This window comes from Streptomyces sp. M-16 (assembly GCF_052114405.1).
GTDB lineage: Bacteria > Actinomycetota > Actinomycetes > Streptomycetales > Streptomycetaceae > Streptomyces.
In genome coordinates this window covers 26,100-42,540 of record NZ_JBFRER010000043.1, presented here as the reverse complement: position 1 = coordinate 42,540, position 16,441 = coordinate 26,100, and the positions used below count along the sequence as shown (strand labels likewise).

The 16,441-nt window shown below is 74.5% G+C and carries 17 protein-coding genes; 8 read left to right on the top strand and 9 right to left on the bottom strand.

The window, feature by feature from the left end:
* Positions 1-5: 5 nt before the first annotated feature.
* Both AB4039_RS20710 and AB4039_RS20705 read left to right on the top strand, forming a co-directional pair.
* Positions 6-902: an aminoglycoside phosphotransferase family protein gene (locus AB4039_RS20710; RefSeq protein WP_442271450.1), complete on the top strand. Its 897-nt coding sequence runs from the start codon at positions 6-8 to the stop codon at positions 900-902.
* A gap of 26 nt (positions 903-928) precedes the next feature.
* A complete protein-coding gene (locus AB4039_RS20705) occupies positions 929-1,153 on the top strand; it encodes a hypothetical protein (protein ID WP_442271449.1) in 225 nt (74 codons plus the stop codon).
* Positions 1,154-1,283: 130 nt separating this feature from the next.
* Here AB4039_RS20705 and AB4039_RS20700 read toward each other — a convergent pair whose 3' ends face one another.
* Positions 1,284-2,276 carry a zinc-binding dehydrogenase gene (locus AB4039_RS20700; RefSeq protein ID WP_266841784.1) on the bottom strand — a complete coding sequence of 331 codons (993 nt, stop codon included), beginning with the start codon at positions 2,274-2,276 and terminating at the stop codon, positions 1,284-1,286.
* An 86-nt stretch (positions 2,277-2,362) separates the two neighbouring features.
* Between AB4039_RS20700 and AB4039_RS20695 the strand changes: the two genes are divergently transcribed.
* On the top strand, positions 2,363-3,052 hold the full coding sequence (locus tag AB4039_RS20695) for a pentapeptide repeat-containing protein (RefSeq protein ID WP_266840701.1): 690 nt from the start codon (positions 2,363-2,365) through the stop codon (positions 3,050-3,052).
* Positions 3,053-3,273: 221 nt separating this feature from the next.
* Here AB4039_RS20695 and AB4039_RS20690 read toward each other — a convergent pair whose 3' ends face one another.
* The 4 genes from AB4039_RS20690 to AB4039_RS20675 all read right to left on the bottom strand — a co-directional run bounded on the left by AB4039_RS20690 (position 3,274) and on the right by AB4039_RS20675 (position 7,178).
* A complete protein-coding gene (locus AB4039_RS20690; protein WP_266840703.1) occupies positions 3,274-3,777 on the bottom strand; it encodes a hypothetical protein in 504 nt (167 codons plus the stop codon).
* Positions 3,778-3,826: 49 nt separating this feature from the next.
* On the bottom strand, positions 3,827-4,933 hold the full coding sequence (locus tag AB4039_RS20685) for a M4 family metallopeptidase (RefSeq protein WP_442271448.1): 1,107 nt from the start codon (positions 4,931-4,933) through the stop codon (positions 3,827-3,829).
* Between the two features lie 482 nt (positions 4,934-5,415).
* Complete coding sequence (locus AB4039_RS20680) at positions 5,416-6,039, bottom strand: response regulator transcription factor (protein ID WP_266840705.1); 624 nt, start codon at positions 6,037-6,039, stop codon at positions 5,416-5,418.
* The gene (locus tag AB4039_RS20675; protein ID WP_266841786.1) at positions 6,036-7,178 is read right to left on the bottom strand and encodes a sensor histidine kinase; all 1,143 of its coding nucleotides are present in this window, start codon (positions 7,176-7,178) and stop codon (positions 6,036-6,038) included. Before AB4039_RS20675 ends, AB4039_RS20680 begins: the two co-directional genes overlap by 4 nt.
* Before the next feature lie 531 nt (positions 7,179-7,709).
* Here AB4039_RS20675 and AB4039_RS20670 point away from each other — a divergent pair.
* Both AB4039_RS20670 and AB4039_RS20665 read left to right on the top strand, forming a co-directional pair.
* A complete protein-coding gene (locus AB4039_RS20670) occupies positions 7,710-8,252 on the top strand; it encodes a GlcG/HbpS family heme-binding protein (protein ID WP_442271447.1) in 543 nt (180 codons plus the stop codon).
* An 80-nt stretch (positions 8,253-8,332) separates the two neighbouring features.
* Positions 8,333-9,775 carry a M1 family metallopeptidase gene (locus AB4039_RS20665; protein ID WP_442271446.1) on the top strand — a complete coding sequence of 481 codons (1,443 nt, stop codon included), beginning with the start codon at positions 8,333-8,335 and terminating at the stop codon, positions 9,773-9,775.
* Position 9,776: 1 nt separating this feature from the next.
* Here the strand turns inward: AB4039_RS20665 and AB4039_RS20660 are convergent, their stop codons facing one another.
* Positions 9,777-10,292 carry a GNAT family N-acetyltransferase gene (locus tag AB4039_RS20660; RefSeq protein ID WP_442271445.1) on the bottom strand — a complete coding sequence of 172 codons (516 nt, stop codon included), beginning with the start codon at positions 10,290-10,292 and terminating at the stop codon, positions 9,777-9,779.
* 68 nt (positions 10,293-10,360) lie between these two features.
* A complete protein-coding gene (locus AB4039_RS20655; RefSeq protein ID WP_266840710.1) occupies positions 10,361-10,936 on the bottom strand; it encodes a TerD family protein in 576 nt (191 codons plus the stop codon).
* Positions 10,937-11,098: 162 nt separating this feature from the next.
* Between AB4039_RS20655 and arfB the strand changes: the two genes are divergently transcribed.
* The gene (arfB, locus tag AB4039_RS20650) at positions 11,099-11,524 is read left to right on the top strand and encodes an alternative ribosome rescue aminoacyl-tRNA hydrolase ArfB (RefSeq protein ID WP_266840711.1); all 426 of its coding nucleotides are present in this window, start codon (positions 11,099-11,101) and stop codon (positions 11,522-11,524) included.
* A 138-nt stretch (positions 11,525-11,662) separates the two neighbouring features.
* Here the strand turns inward: arfB and AB4039_RS20645 are convergent, their stop codons facing one another.
* A complete protein-coding gene (locus AB4039_RS20645; protein ID WP_442271453.1) occupies positions 11,663-12,148 on the bottom strand; it encodes a flavin reductase family protein in 486 nt (161 codons plus the stop codon).
* 422 nt (positions 12,149-12,570) lie between these two features.
* Here AB4039_RS20645 and cdgB point away from each other — a divergent pair, with 422 nt between their 5' ends.
* Positions 12,571-14,325 (top strand): diguanylate cyclase CdgB, encoded by a 1,755-nt coding sequence (gene cdgB, locus AB4039_RS20640; RefSeq protein WP_266840712.1) that lies wholly within the window; start codon positions 12,571-12,573, stop codon positions 14,323-14,325.
* A gap of 68 nt (positions 14,326-14,393) precedes the next feature.
* Positions 14,394-15,431: a CBM35 domain-containing protein gene (locus AB4039_RS20635; RefSeq protein ID WP_266840714.1), complete on the top strand. Its 1,038-nt coding sequence runs from the start codon at positions 14,394-14,396 to the stop codon at positions 15,429-15,431.
* Between the two features lie 51 nt (positions 15,432-15,482).
* On the opposite strand, the gene AB4039_RS20630 is transcribed toward AB4039_RS20635, so the two are convergent.
* Positions 15,483-16,403, bottom strand: coding sequence for a 1-phosphofructokinase (locus tag AB4039_RS20630; RefSeq protein ID WP_266840716.1), 921 nt, complete (start codon positions 16,401-16,403; stop codon positions 15,483-15,485).
* Positions 16,404-16,441 lie beyond the last annotated feature (38 nt).

Genomic DNA, 16,441 nt, shown 5'->3' with positions numbered 1-16,441 from the left:
GGCTCATGGTGGAGATTCCGGCCGGGTTGGTCGAGGTGCAGCTGCGGTACGGCGGCGCGGCGGGACGGGAGTTCATCGCGGGGCTGCCGGGGCGGGCGGCGGAGTTCCTGGAGCGGTGGGGGCTGCGGGTGACGGGGCCCGCGATGCACGGGATGACGGCGTTGGTGCTGCCGGTGGTGCGGGCGGACGGTACGGAGGCGGCGTTGAAGCTGCTGGTCCCGGACGAGGAGAGCGCGGGGGAGCCGGTCGCGCTGCGCGCGTGGGGCGGGCGGGGCTGCGTGGAGCTGCTGGAGTGGGACGGGCCGACGGGGACGTTGCTGCTGGAGCGGCTGGACGCGGGGCGTCACCTGTCGGAGCTGGTGGAACGGGACGCGCGGGCGGCGGTGACGGTGGTGGCGGAGTTGCTGGCGCGGCTGACGTCGGTGCGGGCGCCGGAGGGGCTGCGGGGGCTGGGCGAGGTCGCGGAGGGGCTGCTGGCGGGGGTGCCGGAGGCGGCCGGGGGGCTGGCGGACGCGGGGGAGCGGCGGTTGCTGCGGGACTGCGCGGCGGCGTTGGCGGAGGTGGCGGGGGAGCCGGGGGACCGGTTGCTGCACTGGGACCTGCACTTCGACAACGTGCTGGCGGGGGTGCGGGAGCCGTGGCTGGCGATCGATCCGAAGCCGCTGGCGGGGGATCCGGGGTTCGACTTGCTGCCGGCGCTGGTGAACGGGTTCCGGGCGCGGGAGGTCGGGTGGCGGTTCGACCTGCTGACGGAGGTGGTGGGGCTGGAGCGGGAGCGGGCGCGGGCGTGGACGTTGGGGCGGGTGGTGCAGAACTGTCTGTGGGAGGTGGAGGACGGGGAGGTGGCGCTGCCGGAGCGGGAAGTGGCAGTCGCGGAGGTGTTGTTGGGGCGTACGGGGTGAGCGGGGTGCGCGGTTGCGCTGGGGAGGTGCCGCGGGAGCTGGGATCGGCTCTGGAGGCGTTGCGGGAGGTGCGGGGGCGGCGACCGGCTCCGGGGTGCCCGGCGGCGGAACTGGCCGGGTGGTGGGAGGAGGTGGCGGTGGCCTCGGAGGGGCTGGCGGGGGTGCTGGTGTTTCCGCAGGACCGTCGGCGGTACCGGGCGGAGGCGGCGTTCGCCCGGGGCGAGGCGGCGCGGGTGCGGGGGGCGTCGTGACGGGGGTCCGGTGGCGGGGCGTCGCGTGCGGATCCTGTCGGTCGAGCGGGTGCGGTCTGGCACCGCGCCTCGGTGGTGCGGCGGGGTGCGGTGCCGGGCGAGCGGGCCGGGAGGGCCCGGGCGGGATCGGTCAGGGCTCCAGGACGACCTTGCCGGTGGTGGCGCGGGTTTCGAGGGCGTGGTGGGCGGCAGCGGCTTCGGCCAGGGGGTAGCGCTGGACGGCGGGGCGCAGCCGGCCGGTGGCGGCTTCTTCGAGGGCGCGGGTTTCCAGGACGCGCATCGGGTCGGGGGCTCCGACGGCTTCGAGCATGGCGGGGCCGAGGACGCCCCGGGTGGTGATGCCGCGGGCGGTGAGGTCGTCCTGTTCGGCGTCGGTGAGGGTGAGGGGGCCGGAGGACCGGCCGTGGACGAGGTGGCGGGCGCCGGGGGCGAGGAGGCCGAGGGCGGTCCGCGCGGTGGCGCCGCCGACGGAGTCGAACAGGACGGTGGCGCCGTCGGGGTGGTGGGCGCGGACGGCGTCGGCCCAGTCGTCGGCGGTGTAGTCGACGGCGAGGTCGGCGCCGTTGGCGGCGGCCAGGGCGGTCTTGGCGGGGCCTCCGGCGAGGGCGACGACGGTGGCGCCGGCGTTCTTGGCGCACTGGACGAGCAGGGTGCCGATGCCGCCGGCGGCGGCGGTGATCAGGGCGGTGGAGCCGGGGCCGAGGTCGGCGAACTGGAGGATGCCGAGGGTGGTGCGGCCGGTGCCGATCATGGTGACGGCCTGGGCGGTGTCGAGGCCCTCGGGGACGGGGTGGAGGCGGGCGGCGTCGGTGACGGCGTACTCGGCGTAGCCGCCCGGGGCGAAGCCGAGGTGGGCGACGACGGTCCGGCCGAGCCAGGCGGGATCGGTGCCGGGGCCGAGGGCGTCGACGGTGCCGGCGACTTCGCGACCGGGGGTGGTGGGGAGTGCGGGCAGGGGTGCCGCGGGCCCCTCGATGCCCTTGCGGAGGTTGACGTCGAGGAGGTGGACGCCGGCGGAGGCGACGGCGATGCGGACCTGGCCGGGGCCGGGGACGGGGCGGGGGACGGTCTCGTAGGAGAGGTTCTCGGCGGGGCCGAAGGCGTGGAGCCGGATGGCGCGCATGGTGTGCATGCGCGCCAGCCTGGGACCTGAAGCGTGGTTGAGGTCAAGGGCGTTCCGTTGTCGGTCCCGTGGGTCACGATGGGGGGATGGTGCGGAACGAGCGGGTGCGTGGGCAGGCGGTCAAGGCGGTCAAGGCGGCGAGGCGGCCGGAGGTCCGGCTGCCGGGGCTGGTGGCGTGGGAGGGCGGTGGGCTGGAGCCGGACGGGGACTACGACGGACTGGAGTTCGCGGACCTCGATCTGGCGGGGGAGGAGGGCGTCGGGGCGCGGTTCATGGACTGCGCGCTGCGCCGGTGCGCGCTGGACGGGGCGGGGCTGGCGAAGGCGCGGATCCTGGACTCGGTGCTGGAGGGGGTCCGGGGAGTCGGGACGGATCTGGCGGGGGCGTCGCTGCGGGACGTGGAGCTGGTGGAGGCGCGGCTCGGCGGGGCGCAGTTGCACGGGGCGGTGCTGGAGCGGGTGCTCGTACGGGGCGGGAAGATCGACTACCTCAACCTGCGGACGGCGCGGTTGAAGGACGTGGTCTTCGACGGGTGCGTGCTGGTGGAGCCGGACTTCGGGGGTGCGGTGATGGAGCGGGTGGAGTTCCGGGGCTGCGTGGTGCGGGGGGCGGACTTCACGGGGGCGCGGATGGCCGACGTGGACCTGCGGGCGGCGTCGGAGCTGGGGATCGCGCGCGGGGTGGAGGCCCTGTCCGGGGCGGTGATCAGTCCGGCGCAGCTGTTCGACCTGGCCCCGGCCCTGGCGGCGCAGCTGGGGCTCCGGGTGGAGGGGTAGGCGGGGCGCGGCTGCGCCTCCCGGGCGCCGGGGGGCCTGGGGGGGGCGGGGGTGCCGGGGGCGCGGGGAGTCCCGGGCGTCGGTGTCCGGGGGGTGACGGGGGCGCCGGGGTCCGGGGGTGCGGGGCCGCGGGGGTTCCGGAGCTCGGGCGTCCCGGGCGCCGGGGCCTCGGGGTCAGGGATGCCGGTCCCCGGGGGCCCCGGCGGCCTGCTCTGTCGGGGTTACGCCGGGACGCGGGGGAAGCGGGACTGGAGGGTCCAGATGACCGGGTTGTCGGCCAGGCCGTCGTGCATGTCGATGAGGTCCGCGATCAGGTCGTGGAGGAAGTCGCGGGCCTCGCGGCGCAGCAGGCGGTGGCTGAAGGTCAGCGGGGGCTCCTCCGGATCCATCCAGTCGGCCTCGACGTCGACCCAGCCGAAGCGCCGCTCGAAGAGCATCCGGTCCGCGGATTCGGTGAAGTCGAGTTCGGCGTACTGGCGGTTGGCGGAGCGGCTGCCGCGGGGGTCCTCGTCGAGCTTCTCGACGATGTCGCACAGGGCCCAGGCGAAGTCGAGGACCGGCACCCATCCCCAGGCTGTGGACACCTCCGTGTCCTTGACGGTGTCCGCGAGGTAGACGTCGCCGCAGAACAGGTCGTGCCGCAGGGTCCGGACGTCCGCCGAGCGGTAGTCGGTCTGCGGGGGGTCCGGGAAGCGCCGGGAGAGGGAGTAGCCGATGTCGAGCACGTCCCCGATGGTGTCACGGGTGGGCCCCTCCCGGCGCCGTGGGCCGGGGTCAGCCGACGTTGACGGCCTTCCAGGCGGCGGCGACGCGGGCGACTTCGGGGGCGGCGGCGCCGTAGAGCTCGATGGCCGACTGGATGGTGGCGGTGCGGGCGGCGGCGTAGTCGGTGGAGGACCGCATGTGGAGGGTCAGGGCCCGGTACCAGATCCGGGTGGCCCGGTCGCGGCCGATGCCGAGGAGCTTGGAGCCGTCGTGGGTGGGGGAGTCGTAGGCGACCCCGTTGATCTCCTTGGGGCCGCTGCCCTCGGCGAGGAGGTAGTAGAAGTGACGGGCGGGGCCGGAGGCGGCGTACGGGTCGAGGCTGCCGATGTCCGCGGACCAGTAGTCGCGGGAGACGCCGTCGGCGCTGGGGCGGTCCATGCGGCGGGGCGGGCCGTCGTAGACGCGCTCGCCGAGGAGGTAGTCGCCGACGTCGGCCTTGTTCTCGGCGAAGAACTCGCCGGCGGTGGCGAGGATGTCGGCGGTGCCCTCGCCGAGGGCGCCCGGCTCTCCGGCGGCGGTGAAGTTGGCGGTGGAGCCGATCAGGCCGTGGGCGAGCTCGTGGCCGACGATGTCGAGCGAGGTCGGCGGGCGGCCGGGGGTGGTGCCGTCGCCGTACGAGACGCAGGCGCAGCTCGCGTCCCAGAAGGCGCCGCCGTAGCCGGTGCCGTAGTGGACCCGGGAGGTGGTGGCGACGCCGTCGCCGCGTACGCCGCTTCTGTTGAAGGCGGCGCGGTAGAAGTCCCAGGTCACGGCGGTGGCGTAGTGGACGTCGACGGCGGCGGTCTGGCGGTTGGAGGGGAAGCCGGTGCCCCAGACGTTGTCGGCGTCGGTGAACAGGACGCCGGGGCCGGAGGTCTGGTTGAGGGCGTCGAGGGTGCGCTGGCCCCCGCGGGAGGGGTCGCGGAGCTGGTAGGCGGCGCCGGCGGGGGTGGTGCCGAGGGGGACGGTGCCGGAGTACTGGCCGGTGCCGGTGCCGGTGCCGGTGCCCGTGCCGGTAGCGGTAGGGGCCGTGGGCGTGGTGTTCGCCGTCGCCGTGCCGGCGGTGAGGGCGAGGGCGGCGCCGAGGAAGGCGGCGGTCGCGAGGCGGGTGCGGCGGGAGGGCGTGGGGTGGGACACGGGAACTCCTTCGCGGGTGCGGGTGGGGGTGGCGCGAGTGAGCGTGCCATCGGGGGGAGCCGGTCCGGCAGGCCCGCGACGGAAATCCGGGCCGGGTTGTCCGAAGACCGGGCCCGGGTGTCCGGATCCCGTCAATCCCGCGTGCGGGCGGTCGCCGGTGACCCCGGCCGGCGGCCCCGCCGGGACGCTTCCGCCGGGCGGAGCCGCCGGGGCGCCGGGCCCGCCAGCCGTACGTCCACCACTGCCACATCCTGGAACACGAGGCCGACGACCTGATGCGGCCGTGGACGATCGTCGGCCCCGACGGCCGGCACGGCGGCGGTCACCCCGAAGGCCACGGCCGCTGACGGGGAGCCCGTCAGGACGGCAGGAGGCGCTGCTCCTTGGCCACCGAGACGGCGCCCGCGCGGGTGTCGACGCCGCCCCGACGGCCGGCACGGCGGCGGTCACCCCGAAGGCCACGGCCGCTGACGGGGAGCCCGTCAGGACGGCAGGAGGCGCTGCTCCTTGGCCACCGAGACGGCGCCCGCGCGGGTGTCGACGCCGAGCTTGTCGTAGATGCGGCCCAGGTGGGTCTTGACCGTCGCTTCGCTGATGAACAGGGCGCGGGCGATGTCCCGGTTGCCGAGGCCGCGGGCCAGCTGGCCCAGGATGTCCAGTTCGCGGTCCGTGAGCGTCGGGCGGGTGCCCCGCATGTGGGCCATGACGCGGCTCGCGACGGGCGCGGACAGGGTGGTGCGGCCCGCTGCCGCCGAGTGGATGGCGGCGAACAGCTCCTCGGGGCGTTCCGCCTTGAGGAGGTAGCCCGTCGCGCCCGCGCCGATGGCCCGCGTGATGTCCGCGTCCGTGTCGTACGTGGTCAGGACCAGCACGTGCGGCGGCTCCGGCAGGGCCGTGATGCGGCGGGTGGCCTCGACGCCGTCGATGCCCTCGCCCAGCTGGAGGTCCATCAGGACCACGTCCGGGCGGAGCTTCGCGGCCAGCGCGACCGCCTCCGCACCGCTGCCGGCCTCACCCAGCACCTCGATGTCCGGCTCGCTGCCCAGCAGGGCGAGCAGGCCGGCCCGGACCACCACGTGGTCGTCGCAGAGGAGGATCGTCGTCATCGGGTGGGCTCCAGGGGGATCACGGCCGAGAGGACGGTGCCCTCGCCCGGGGTGGATTCGATCGTCAGGGTTCCGCCCAGCTGACGCACCCGGGCGCGCATCGCCGGGAGGCCGTGCCCGCGGCCGGAGGAGGCCGGACGGGCTTCGGCGAAGCCGGCGCCGTCGTCCGCGATGTCCAGGACGACCTGGTCGCCGAGGAAGCTCAGGGTCAGGGCGGCCGTACGGGCGCCCGAGTGCTCGCGGACGTTGGCCAGGGCCCCCTGAGCGATGCGCAGGAGGGCCGATTCGGCGCGGTCCGGGAGCGGTACCGGGGTGCCCTCCAGGTGGAAGCGGACCTCGATGCCCGGACCCGCGTCCAGCGCGCGCAGGGCCTCGGCCAGGCCGGTGCCGTTCTCCAGCTCGGGCGGAGCCAGGTCGTGGACGAGCCTGCGCGCCTCGGCCAGGCCGCGCGCGGTGATGTCCGTGGCGGTACGGACGTGCGCACGGGCGGTGCCCGGGTCGCTCTCCCAGGTGCGGTCCGCCGCCTGGAGCAGCATCTGCTGGCTGGACAGGTGCTGGGCCAGGGTGTCGTGGATCTCCATCGACAGTCGCTGCCGCTCGGCCAGGGTGCCTTCACGGCGCTCGGTGGCGGCGAGCTCCCGGCGGGTCCGGATCAGGTCGTCGATCAGCGCGCGCTGCTCCTGCGCCTGGCGCTCCATGTGGACGAAGACGGCCGTGGCGAGGGCGGCGACGGCGGGCGGGGCGACCAGGAGGTTCGGGTCGAAGGCGGTGGAGAGCTTCAGCTGGGCCGCGACGACGAAGACGGTGAGCAGGGCCACGAGGACCACGGCGGCGCGCGGGGGCAGGGTGCGCAGGGCGGTGAAGAAGAGAGGGACGGCGCACCAGGCGAAGCTCGGCGCGAGGACGACGAGCACGACCCAGGTGGCCACCACCAGCCCGAGCCACAGCCGGCGGCGCAGCGGGGTCGGGGGCGCGGTGGCGGGCAGCGTACGGGTGGCGCCGACGGCGGGCCCGAGGACGTGGAGCAGGGCCAGCGCGATGCTGAGGGCGATGACCCAGGGGGTACGGGGTTCGCCGGGGTGCCGGAGCAGGAAGCGGGCCACCGAGGCGCCGAGGAGCAGGAAGAACGCCGCGTGCATGACGGTGGCCAGGCCGCGGGTGTCGTCGGAGGCGGTGGGGTGCGGCCGCGGGGGGTTGCGCACGGTGGGGCTCCTGGTGCTGGAAGGGCGGTATCCATTGTGACGTCGCCCCGGCCGGGCCGTTGATCGGGCGGGCGGGGTGCCCCCGGATCCCGTGCCCCCGATCGCCGGCGGGGCTGGACGTACCGGCCGGGGCCGGACGGTGGCGGCGTCGCCGTTCGGGTGCGGGTCCGCTGCCGGGGGGCCGGCCCCGGCTCCCCGCGCCTCAGACGCCGGCGGGGCCGGACGTGCCGGCCGGGACCGGAAGACACCTGGCGGTGCCCGGCCCACCCGCCCCGCCAGGGCAAGGCCGGCCGAGGCCCGCCCCCCAGGAGAACCGCCCGGCCGGGGCAGCCGCATCGACCGATCGGATGACCCCCGCGTCAACCGGTGCGCTCGTCCCCGCGAGCCGGTACGGGGACGGGAGCGCGGGTGGTTCCGGCGGAGGCTTGGAGCAGCCAGTCGAGCCGATGACCACCAGGAGCAGCAGCCATGAACACCCGCACCCGCGTCCTCACCGGTACCGCCCTCGCCGTCGCCCTCGGCGCCGGGACCTTCGGCGCCGTCAGCGCGAGCGCCACCCCCGCCCCCGTCCAGGCCGCGGCCAAGAAGGACGAGGACCGGAACTTCACCACCTCCACCCACCTCACCGTCGACGCCRCCACCCGCGCCGCCCAGGCCGCGCTCCAGGCGGCGGAGAAGGAGAACCAGAGGGTGACGGTCGCGGTGGTGGACCGCAACGGCAACACCATCGTCACCCTGCGCGGCGACGGCGCGGGCCCGCAGTCCTACGAGTCGGCCCAGCGCAAGGCCTTCACCGCCGTGTCCTGGAACGCCCCGACCTCGGTGCTCGCCGGCCGCCTCGCGCAGACCCCGAACCTGAAGGACATCCCCGGCACCCTCTTCCTCGCCGGTGGCACCCCGGTGCAGGCCAAGGGCGCCCCGGTCGCCGGCATCGGCGTGGCCGGCGCCCCGAGCGGCGACCTGGACGAGAAGTTCGCCAAGGCCGGTGCCGACGCCCTCGGCGAGAAGTAGGGACCAGCGACCGGGTGGCTCCGCCGGCGCCCGACCGCGGCCCCGCCCCCCGTCCGGGGCACCCGCTTAGGATCGGACCCGTGGAACACCCCGCGCTCCCCGGCCGCACCGGCCTCACCCGCCTGGCCGCCCCCGCACTCGCAGCCCTCCTCTCCCTCGCCGCCCTGGCCACGGGATGTACGGGCGCCACCGTGCAGGGGCGGCCCGGCGCGTCCGGGCTGCGCGACCCGTACTTCCCCCGCGCCGGCAACGGCGGCTACCAGGTCGAGCACTACGACCTCGACCTCGCCTACGACCCCGCCGACGGCCTGCTGCACGCCACCGCCGTCATCACCGCCCGTGCCGAACAGGGCCTCAGCTCCTTCAACCTGGACCTGAGCGGCCTCAAGGTCGAGAGCGTGGACGTCCAGGGCACCGGCGCCCGTTACAACCGGACCGGCAACGAGCTGACGGTCCGCCCGGCCAAGGACCTGAAGAAGGGCGAGGTCTTCCGTACGGAGATCGACTACGGCGGCCGCCCCAAGCCCGTCGTCGACCCGGACGGCTCCAAGGAGGGCTGGATCGCGGGCGCGGGCGGCGCCGTGGCGGTCGGCGAGCCCGTGGGGTCGATGGGCTGGTTCCCCGGCAACCACCACCCCAGCGACAAGGCCACGTACGACATCACCGTCACCGTCCCGCACGGCTACGAGGCCGTGTCCAACGGCGAGCTGCGCTCCCGCAAGGAAGTGGCCGACGGGCAGACCGAGTTCGCGTGGCACAGCCCCGATCCGATGGCGAGCTACCTCGCGACCGTCGCCATCGGCCGGTTCAAGGTGACGACGGGCCGGACCCCCTCGGGCGTCCCGGTCTACGACGCGGTCGCGCCCGGCGAGGTGGCGGGCAGCGAGGCCGCGCTGGCCCGGCTGCCGCAGATCGTTGACTGGGGGACCGCGAAGTTCGGCCCCTACCCCTTCGGCGGCGTCGGCTCGATCGTGATGCCGGCGCAGACCCTCACGTACGCGCTGGAAACGCAGACGAAGCCGGTCTACTCGGGCGCTCCCGACGAGGAAACGGTCCTGCACGAGCTGGCGCACCAGTGGTTCGGGAACTCGGTGTCACCGAAGTCCTGGAAGGACATGTGGCTCAACGAGGGCTTCGCGACGTACGCGGAGTGGCTGTGGGCGGAGGAACACGGCGGGGTGAGCGCGCAGCGGCGCTTCGACGCCTTCCTGGCCGGCGACACCTCGGTCGACCCGCACGCGGACGGCGACTGGGCGGCCTTCCCGCCGGGCTCCCCGCCCGGACCGGAGCACATCTCCGACGACCCGGTGTACTACCGCGGTGCGATGGTGCTCCACCGGATCCGCCAGGAGGTCGGCGACCCGGCGTTCTTCGACCTGCTGCGCGGCTGGGCCGCCGACCACCGGCACGGGAACGCGAGCACGGCCGACTTCACGGCGTACGCGCAGCGGCGCACGGGCCACGACCTGAAGGAGGTGTGGGACGTCTGGCTCTACGGCGAGGACCGTCCCACCGCGCGCTGAGTCAGAGTTCCTTGCGCATCACCCGGCACGGGCGCCCCCGTTCACGGTCCTTGGCCCGGCGCAGGACGGTGTAGCCCTGGGCCTGCCAGAAGGCGAGGCCGGCCGCGTTGTCCTCCAGTACGGCGATCCGTACGCCCGCGCGCCCGGCGGTGCGGAAGCGGTCCTCGACCAGGCCGGCCACCGTGCGGCCGTGACCCTCGCGGTGGGCGGTGGAGTCGATGAGGAGCAGGCCGATCCACGGGTCCGGGTCCCCGGAGGCCGGGTCGGGGTGGTGGGCGAGGGTGACGACGAGGCCGACGAGCCGGCCCGCGGAGCGGGCCAGGAGCACCTCGGCGCCGTCGGTGGCGAGTTCGTCGGCGAGTGCGACGGCGACCTGCTCGACGGTGATGCGGGCGGGGTCGGGGAAGTCGCCGCTCAGTTCGAAGAACGCGCGGTTCGTCGCGTAGAGCGTGGCGATCTCGGTGAGGACCGGGCCCGGCAGGGCGCCGTCCACGGGCACGAGCGGTTGCAGGATCACCCGTCGAACGGTAGCGAAACCCCCTGCCCCGGGCTCGGGGAAGGGGGTTTCACCGGGCCGGACGCGGATCAGACGTTGACGCCGAAGTCCTGGGCGATGCCGGTGAGGCCGGAGGCGTAGCCCTGGCCGACCGCGCGGAACTTCCACTCGGCACCGTTGCGGTAGAGCTCGCCGAAGACCATGGCGGTCTCGGTGGCGGCGTCCTCGGAGAGGTCGTAGCGGGCGATCTCGGCGCCGCCGGCCTGGTTCACGACGCGGATGTAGGCGTTGCGGACCTGGCCGAAGTTCTGGCTGCGGGACTCGGCGTCGTAGATCGAGACCGGGAAGACGATCTTGTCCACGTCGGCGGGCAGGCCGGCGAGGTTGACGTTGATGGACTCGTCGTCGCCCGAGCCCTCACCGGTGCGGTTGTCGCCGGTGTGCACGATGGTCTGGTCCGGGGTGGACTTGTTGTTGAAGAACACGAAGTGACCGTCGGAGACGACCTTGCCGGTCGCGTTGACGGCGATGGCCGAGGCGTCCAGGTCGAAGTCGACACCGGTCGTCGTACGGACGTCCCAGCCGAGGCCGACCGTGACGGCGCTGAGGCCGGGGGCCTCCTTCGTGAGCGAAACGTTGCCGCCCTTGGACAGGCTTACTGCCATTTTGACTGGTGTCCCTTCCTCGTCACATGACCGCGCTCAGTGGTCGTGGCCACGTTACTGCTGTCCTTCATAACGCAGGGAGGGGTCCGGTAGGTTCCGAACCGCCCGGGGCGCCCCGAAATCGGGGTGACGGGGGCCGCGGCGGGGGCCGATCATAGGGGCATGCCTGGTCCCTATGTCATCCGCGGTTCGGTCGTGCTCCCCGAGGCGGAGCTCGCCTGGCGCTTCTCGCGTTCCTCCGGGCCGGGCGGCCAGCACGTCAACACCTCGGACTCGCGGGTGGAGCTGCTCTTCGACGTGGCGGCGACCAAGGCGCTGCCGGACGTGTGGAAGGAACGGGCGCTGGAGCGGCTCGCGTCCCGGCTGGTGGACGGGGTGGTGACGGTACGGGCCTCCGAGCACCGCTCGCAGTTCCGCAACCGGGAGATGGCCCTGGTCCGGCTGGCCTCGCTCCTGGCGGAGGCCACGGCCCCACCGCCGAAGGCGCGCCGCGCCACGAAGATCCCCCGGGGGATCAACGAGCGGCGTCTGCGGGAGAAGAAGGCCCGCGGCGAAACGAAGCGGGGCCGCACGGCCCGAGACTGGTAACCGGGCCCCCGCCCCGTACCCCGTACCCCGCGCCTCAATCGCCGGCGGGGCTGGGTTCTGCCGGCACCGACCCCGGCCACCCCGCAGCCCCCGGCCGGGGCAACGGCCACCCCCGACCCCGCCCGGCCAGGGCCGGGGCTACGGCGCCAAGTGCCGGTAGCGCCCCCGGAAGTACGTCAGCGGCGGTGCGTCCGGGTTCGGCACGGTGGCGCTGAGGACGCGCCCGATGACCAGGGTGTGGTCGCCCGCCTCGACGCGGGACTCCGTGCGGCACTCCAGCGTGGCCAGCGCCCCCGACAGCAGCGGCGCCCCGCTGAGCGCCCCCCGTACCGCGGGCAGGCCCTCGAACAGCAGCCGGTCGCTGATCCGGTTCTTCATGGCGAAGCGCCCCGCCACCTGGAGCTGCCCGTCGGCGAGGACGGACACCGCCCACAGCGGCTGCTCCGCCAGCAGGTCGTCCATCCGGGAGTCCTCGCGCAGGCTCACCAGCACCAGCGGCGGGTCCAGGGAGACCGACATGAACGCGGTGGCGGTCATGCCGACGTCCTCGCCGCGCGGCCCGTCGGCGGTCGAAGGGGGCTCGTGTGCGGTGATCAGGCACACGCCCGCCGCCAGCCGGGACATGGCCGCCCGGAACTCGTCGTTGCTCACACCCTCAGGATGAGGGGTGGCGGACGGTTCGGGGGCGACCCGGGTCGCGGGGGTCGCAGGGGTCGGGTCGGTCACAAGGGTCGTCTTCGGCACGACCCGAACGCTAGTCCCGCCGCCGTGCGGCGCACATCGGGCGGTGGTCCGAGTCGCGTCCCCGCCCCGAGGCCTAGGCCGGGCGTATCGTTTGCTCACGAAAAGGAGCGGGAGCGCTCCTACTCCCCAACGCGCCCGGAGTGCGCGGTTATTCATCTCATGTGACTTGAGTCACAGAGGGCAAGATTTGTTGACCCTGTGTACCTGCCGCACAGCTCACTGTGATTCAGTGGACGGGACACCGCAACGAAACGCCGATGACAAACCTGGAGTTGCTGTCGAGGTCTCGGGGAGAGCGAGCAATGGAGACCGAGTCGGAGCCGTACGTCCGTCTTGCGACCCTGCGGCAGCTGCACCAGGTGGTGGCCGAACTCAACACGGCCCGTAGCCTGGCGGACACTCTGCAGACCGTCGTGGACGGCATCGTGCGCGGCCTCGGCTACGAGCTCGCCTGTGTCAATCTCGTACGCCCCGACGGGGATCTCGTCGTCGCCGCGTTCGCCGGCGATCCGGCCGCCGAGGCCCTGATCACCGGCCGCGTCGGTTCCCGCCCCTCCTGGGAGCGCCGCCTGGCCATGGGCGAGGACTGGGACGGGCTGCGCTTCATTCCGCACACCGAGGGCTGGGTCCTGATCGAGGACGACGTCCCCCAGTGGCACACCGACGGCCCAGATCCGCGCTTCGAGGACGAATGGCACCCCGAGGACCGGCTGTACGCCCCGATGTATGCGACCGGCGGGGAACTTCTGGGTGTCATCTCGGTGGACAGACCGCGCAACGGGCGCCGCCCCGGCGCATGGGGCCGCGAAGCGCTCCAGATGTACGCCTTCCAAGCGGCGATTGCGATCAGCAACGCACGGCTGCGGGCGAACATGCAGCGGGCCCTGGTCCGGCTGGAACGCGAGCAGCAGGCGCTGCGCGCCAGCGAAGAGTCGTTCCGCCAGGCCTTCGAGTACGCGCCCAGCGGCATGGCCATCGCCGAGATGGGCGGCGACCAGCACGGCCGGCTGCTGCGCACCAACGACGCCCTGTGCCGCCTGCTCGGCCGGCCCGCCTCCGTCCTGCGCCGCTACTCCTTCTCCGACCTCGTGCACCCCGAGGACATCGGCACCCTGCTGCGCACCTCCGCCGAGGGCGGGCGCGCCGAGCTGCGCCTCGGGCGGCGCGACGGCACGTACGTGTGGGTCTCGCTGCGCAACTCCGTCGTCGCGGACGCCGCCGACGGTCCCCGTTTCCTGCTCACGCACGTCGAGGACATCGAGGAGCGCAAGCGGCACGAGCTCCAGCTCGCGCACCGCGCCAGCCACGACTCCCTCACCGGCCTGCCCAACAGCGCCGAGCTGCGCTCCCGGCTCGGGGCCCGGCTGTGCCGGCGGCCCCAGTCGGTGCGGGCCACCGCGGTGGAGGCGCTCGACGCGGCCTTCGAGACGCGCCCCGAGGCGGGTGGTGCGGGGGAGCACGGGTTTCGCCCCGACGGGCACGACGGCTCCGACTACGGTTTCCCGGCCCCCGGCGTCGGGGCGGGCGCCGTCCCGGGCTCCGGGGCGGCGCCGGGGACGGACCCCTTCGACTTCTCCGGCGCCTTCACGTCCCACGCGGACGGCCCGTACGACCACCACGTCCACATCGTGGCGCCCGCCACGGAGGTCGACGACGGGACGAAGGGGCTCGCCGTCCTCTTCTGCGACCTCGACGGCTTCAAGTCGATCAACGACCGGTTCGGTCACCACACGGGCGACGCGGTCCTGATCGAGGTCGCCCGGCGGCTGACGACGTGCGTCAGGGACGGTGACACCGTCGCCCGGCTCGGTGGTGACGAGTTCGTCGTCCTCGCCGACGGACTGGGCGCCGCCGACGCCGCCGACCTCGCCGTACGGCTGCGCAACGCGATCATCCCGCCGATCCGGGTGGACGGCCGCGCGGTCCGCGTGGGGGCGAGTTTCGGGATCGGCTGGGCCAGCTGCGGGATGTCGGCGGACGAGGTGCTGCGCTCCGCCGACCAGCGGATGTACATCGAGAAAAGGTCCCGTTCCAAGGCACACCGGCGGGCCGGGTAACCTGATCGGCCGCTCGTGGGCGCACGTGTTCGGGGTAGGCTCCCGTGGGTCGAAAGGAGTGACCTGCGATGACGACGCCCGCGCACAACGGCCCGCACGGTGGGGCGAACCAGCCCGAGGACGACGACCCGTTCGGCTACCTCTACGCGGACGGCCAGGCCGCCGGAGCCACCCCGCCCGGTCAGGGCGGCGGATACGGCTACCCCGGCCCCGCGGTCGGTGGCCCGCCCGGCACGCAGCCCGGCGTCCCCCGTACCTCGTACAACCAGGTGCGCACGGTGGGCGAGCGGACGTACGGCGGCCAGCGCGGCGCGGTCCCGCCGCAGCAGCAGGCCCCGGCCTACCAGGCCCAGTACCAGGCTCCCGAGGCGCTCCAGGCGGGCGGCTACGGCGTTCCGGCGCAGCAGCAGCACACCCAGCACGTTCCCCTGCCCGGCGGCCGCGGCGGCCACGGCGGGGGCGGCGGCTCCAGCCGCAAGGGCCTGCTGATCGCCGCGGTGGCGGTGGTCGCCGCGGTGGCGATCGGCATCAGCGCCGCGCTGATCTTCGGCAAGAAGGGCGACGACAAGAAGGGCGACAACAAGGCGTCGTCCCAGTCCCCGCAGCCGTCGGCGCCCCAGAAGAACCCCGGCGGCACCGATCCCAGCGGTTCCCCGGAGCCCTCCCAGAGCCCGCTGCCGAAGGGCGAGGCCGCCGGCGCGGGCATGGCGCTCACCGGTGGTGCGGTGCTGCAGAGCACGGTGCAGGGGTCGAAGAGTGCGGGCGGCCAGTACGTCGGCAACTTCAACACGCCGGGTGCCGCGCTGACCTGGACGGTCGAGGTCCCCGAGGCCGGCGACTACACGCTGTTCGTGAACTACGCGGTGCCCGGCAAGGACGCGAAGACGACCCTCACGGTCAACGGGCAGAGCCCGAACCAGTCCCTGAACCTGGCGAACTTCGCGAAGGCCGAGGCCGGGGCGTGGGACAAGGGGTGGACCCGCACGTTCGCGTTCATAACCCTGAAGAAGGGGTCGAACGCGATGAAGATCTCGTGCGAGGCCGGCAACCAGTGCGACGTGATCTTCGACCAGCTGAGGCTGGGCCAGGGGCACACCAAGGGCTGATGCGAGTTGGCGCCGCAGGGGGCGTGCCCCGCGCCGCCCCCTCGCGACGCGCTACCGGAGCGGCGTGACCTTCACCGACCCCCGTACCTCCTCGTAGGTGCGGGGGTCGAACTCTCCCGCCACCGGGGCGTGGACGGTGGCCGCCGAGAGGGCCACCGCGCGGGTGAGCCGGGCCGGCCAGTCCAGGCCCTCCGTGAGGGCGGAGAGCAGGCCCGCCACCGCGGAGTCGCCCGCGCCGGTGGGGTTGCCGGACAGGGGGCGGGGCGGGGCCGCCTGCCAGGTGCCGTCGGGGGTGGCGGCGAGGAGCCCTCCGGGACCCAGGGAGGTGACCACCGCGTGGGCGCCCCGGCGGCGGGCGTCGCGGGTGGCGGGGAGCGGCTCGCGGGAGCCGGTGAGCTCCGCCAGTTCCGCGGAGTTCGGCTTGATGATCTCCGGCCGGGCGGCGACGCCGCGGCGCAGGGCCTCGCCGCTGGTGTCCAGCAGGACCGGGACCCCGGCGGTGCGGGCCGTCCGTACGAGGGTCGCGTAGGCGCCGACCGGGACGCCCGGGGGGAGGCTGCCGCACAGGGCCACCGCGCGTGCCCCGGCGGCGAGTTCGGTGTAGCGGTCCAGGAAGGCGGACCATTCCCCGGCGGTGATCTGCGGGCCGGGTTCGTTGAACTGCGTGGTGTCGCCGGTGGTTTCGTCGACGACGGCCAGGGTGCGCCGGGTGGTGCCCGAGCAGGGGACGAGGGCGTCGGTGACCCCGGGGCAGCCGGCGAGCAGTTCGCGTACGAGCGTGCCGGCCGGTCCGCCCGCGAAGCCCGTCGCGGTCACCGGGTGGCCGAGCGCGCCGAGCACGCGGGCCACGTTCAGGCCCTTGCCGCCCGGGCGTTCGGCGACGCCGGTGACCCGGTGGGAGGCGTGCGGGAGCAGTCGCGGCACCCGGTGGGTGACGTCGAGTGCGGTGTTGAGCGTCACGGTGAGGATCATGGCCAGCCCCGGTCTCGGTGAATGCCGGGATCATGCCA

Coding starts and splice junctions, on each gene's coding strand:
- AB4039_RS20635 (WP_266840714.1), top strand. CDS start 14,394: ATGACGACGCCCGCGCACAACGGCCCGCACGGTGGGGCGAACCAGCCC.
- AB4039_RS20630 (WP_266840716.1), bottom strand. CDS start 16,403: ATGATCCTCACCGTGACGCTCAACACCGCACTCGACGTCACCCACCGG.
- AB4039_RS20695 (WP_266840701.1), top strand. CDS start 2,363: ATGGTGCGGAACGAGCGGGTGCGTGGGCAGGCGGTCAAGGCGGTCAAG.
- arfB (WP_266840711.1), top strand. CDS start 11,099: ATGCCTGGTCCCTATGTCATCCGCGGTTCGGTCGTGCTCCCCGAGGCG.
- AB4039_RS20710 (WP_442271450.1), top strand. CDS start 6: ATGGTGGAGATTCCGGCCGGGTTGGTCGAGGTGCAGCTGCGGTACGGC.
- AB4039_RS20655 (WP_266840710.1), bottom strand. CDS start 10,936: ATGGCAGTAAGCCTGTCCAAGGGCGGCAACGTTTCGCTCACGAAGGAG.
- AB4039_RS20700 (WP_266841784.1), bottom strand. CDS start 2,276: ATGCGCGCCATCCGGCTCCACGCCTTCGGCCCCGCCGAGAACCTCTCC.
- AB4039_RS20645 (WP_442271453.1), bottom strand. CDS start 12,148: ATGTCCCGGCTGGCGGCGGGCGTGTGCCTGATCACCGCACACGAGCCC.
- AB4039_RS20680 (WP_266840705.1), bottom strand. CDS start 6,039: ATGACGACGATCCTCCTCTGCGACGACCACGTGGTGGTCCGGGCCGGC.
- AB4039_RS20675 (WP_266841786.1), bottom strand. CDS start 7,178: ATGCACGCGGCGTTCTTCCTGCTCCTCGGCGCCTCGGTGGCCCGCTTC.
- cdgB (WP_266840712.1), top strand. CDS start 12,571: ATGGAGACCGAGTCGGAGCCGTACGTCCGTCTTGCGACCCTGCGGCAG.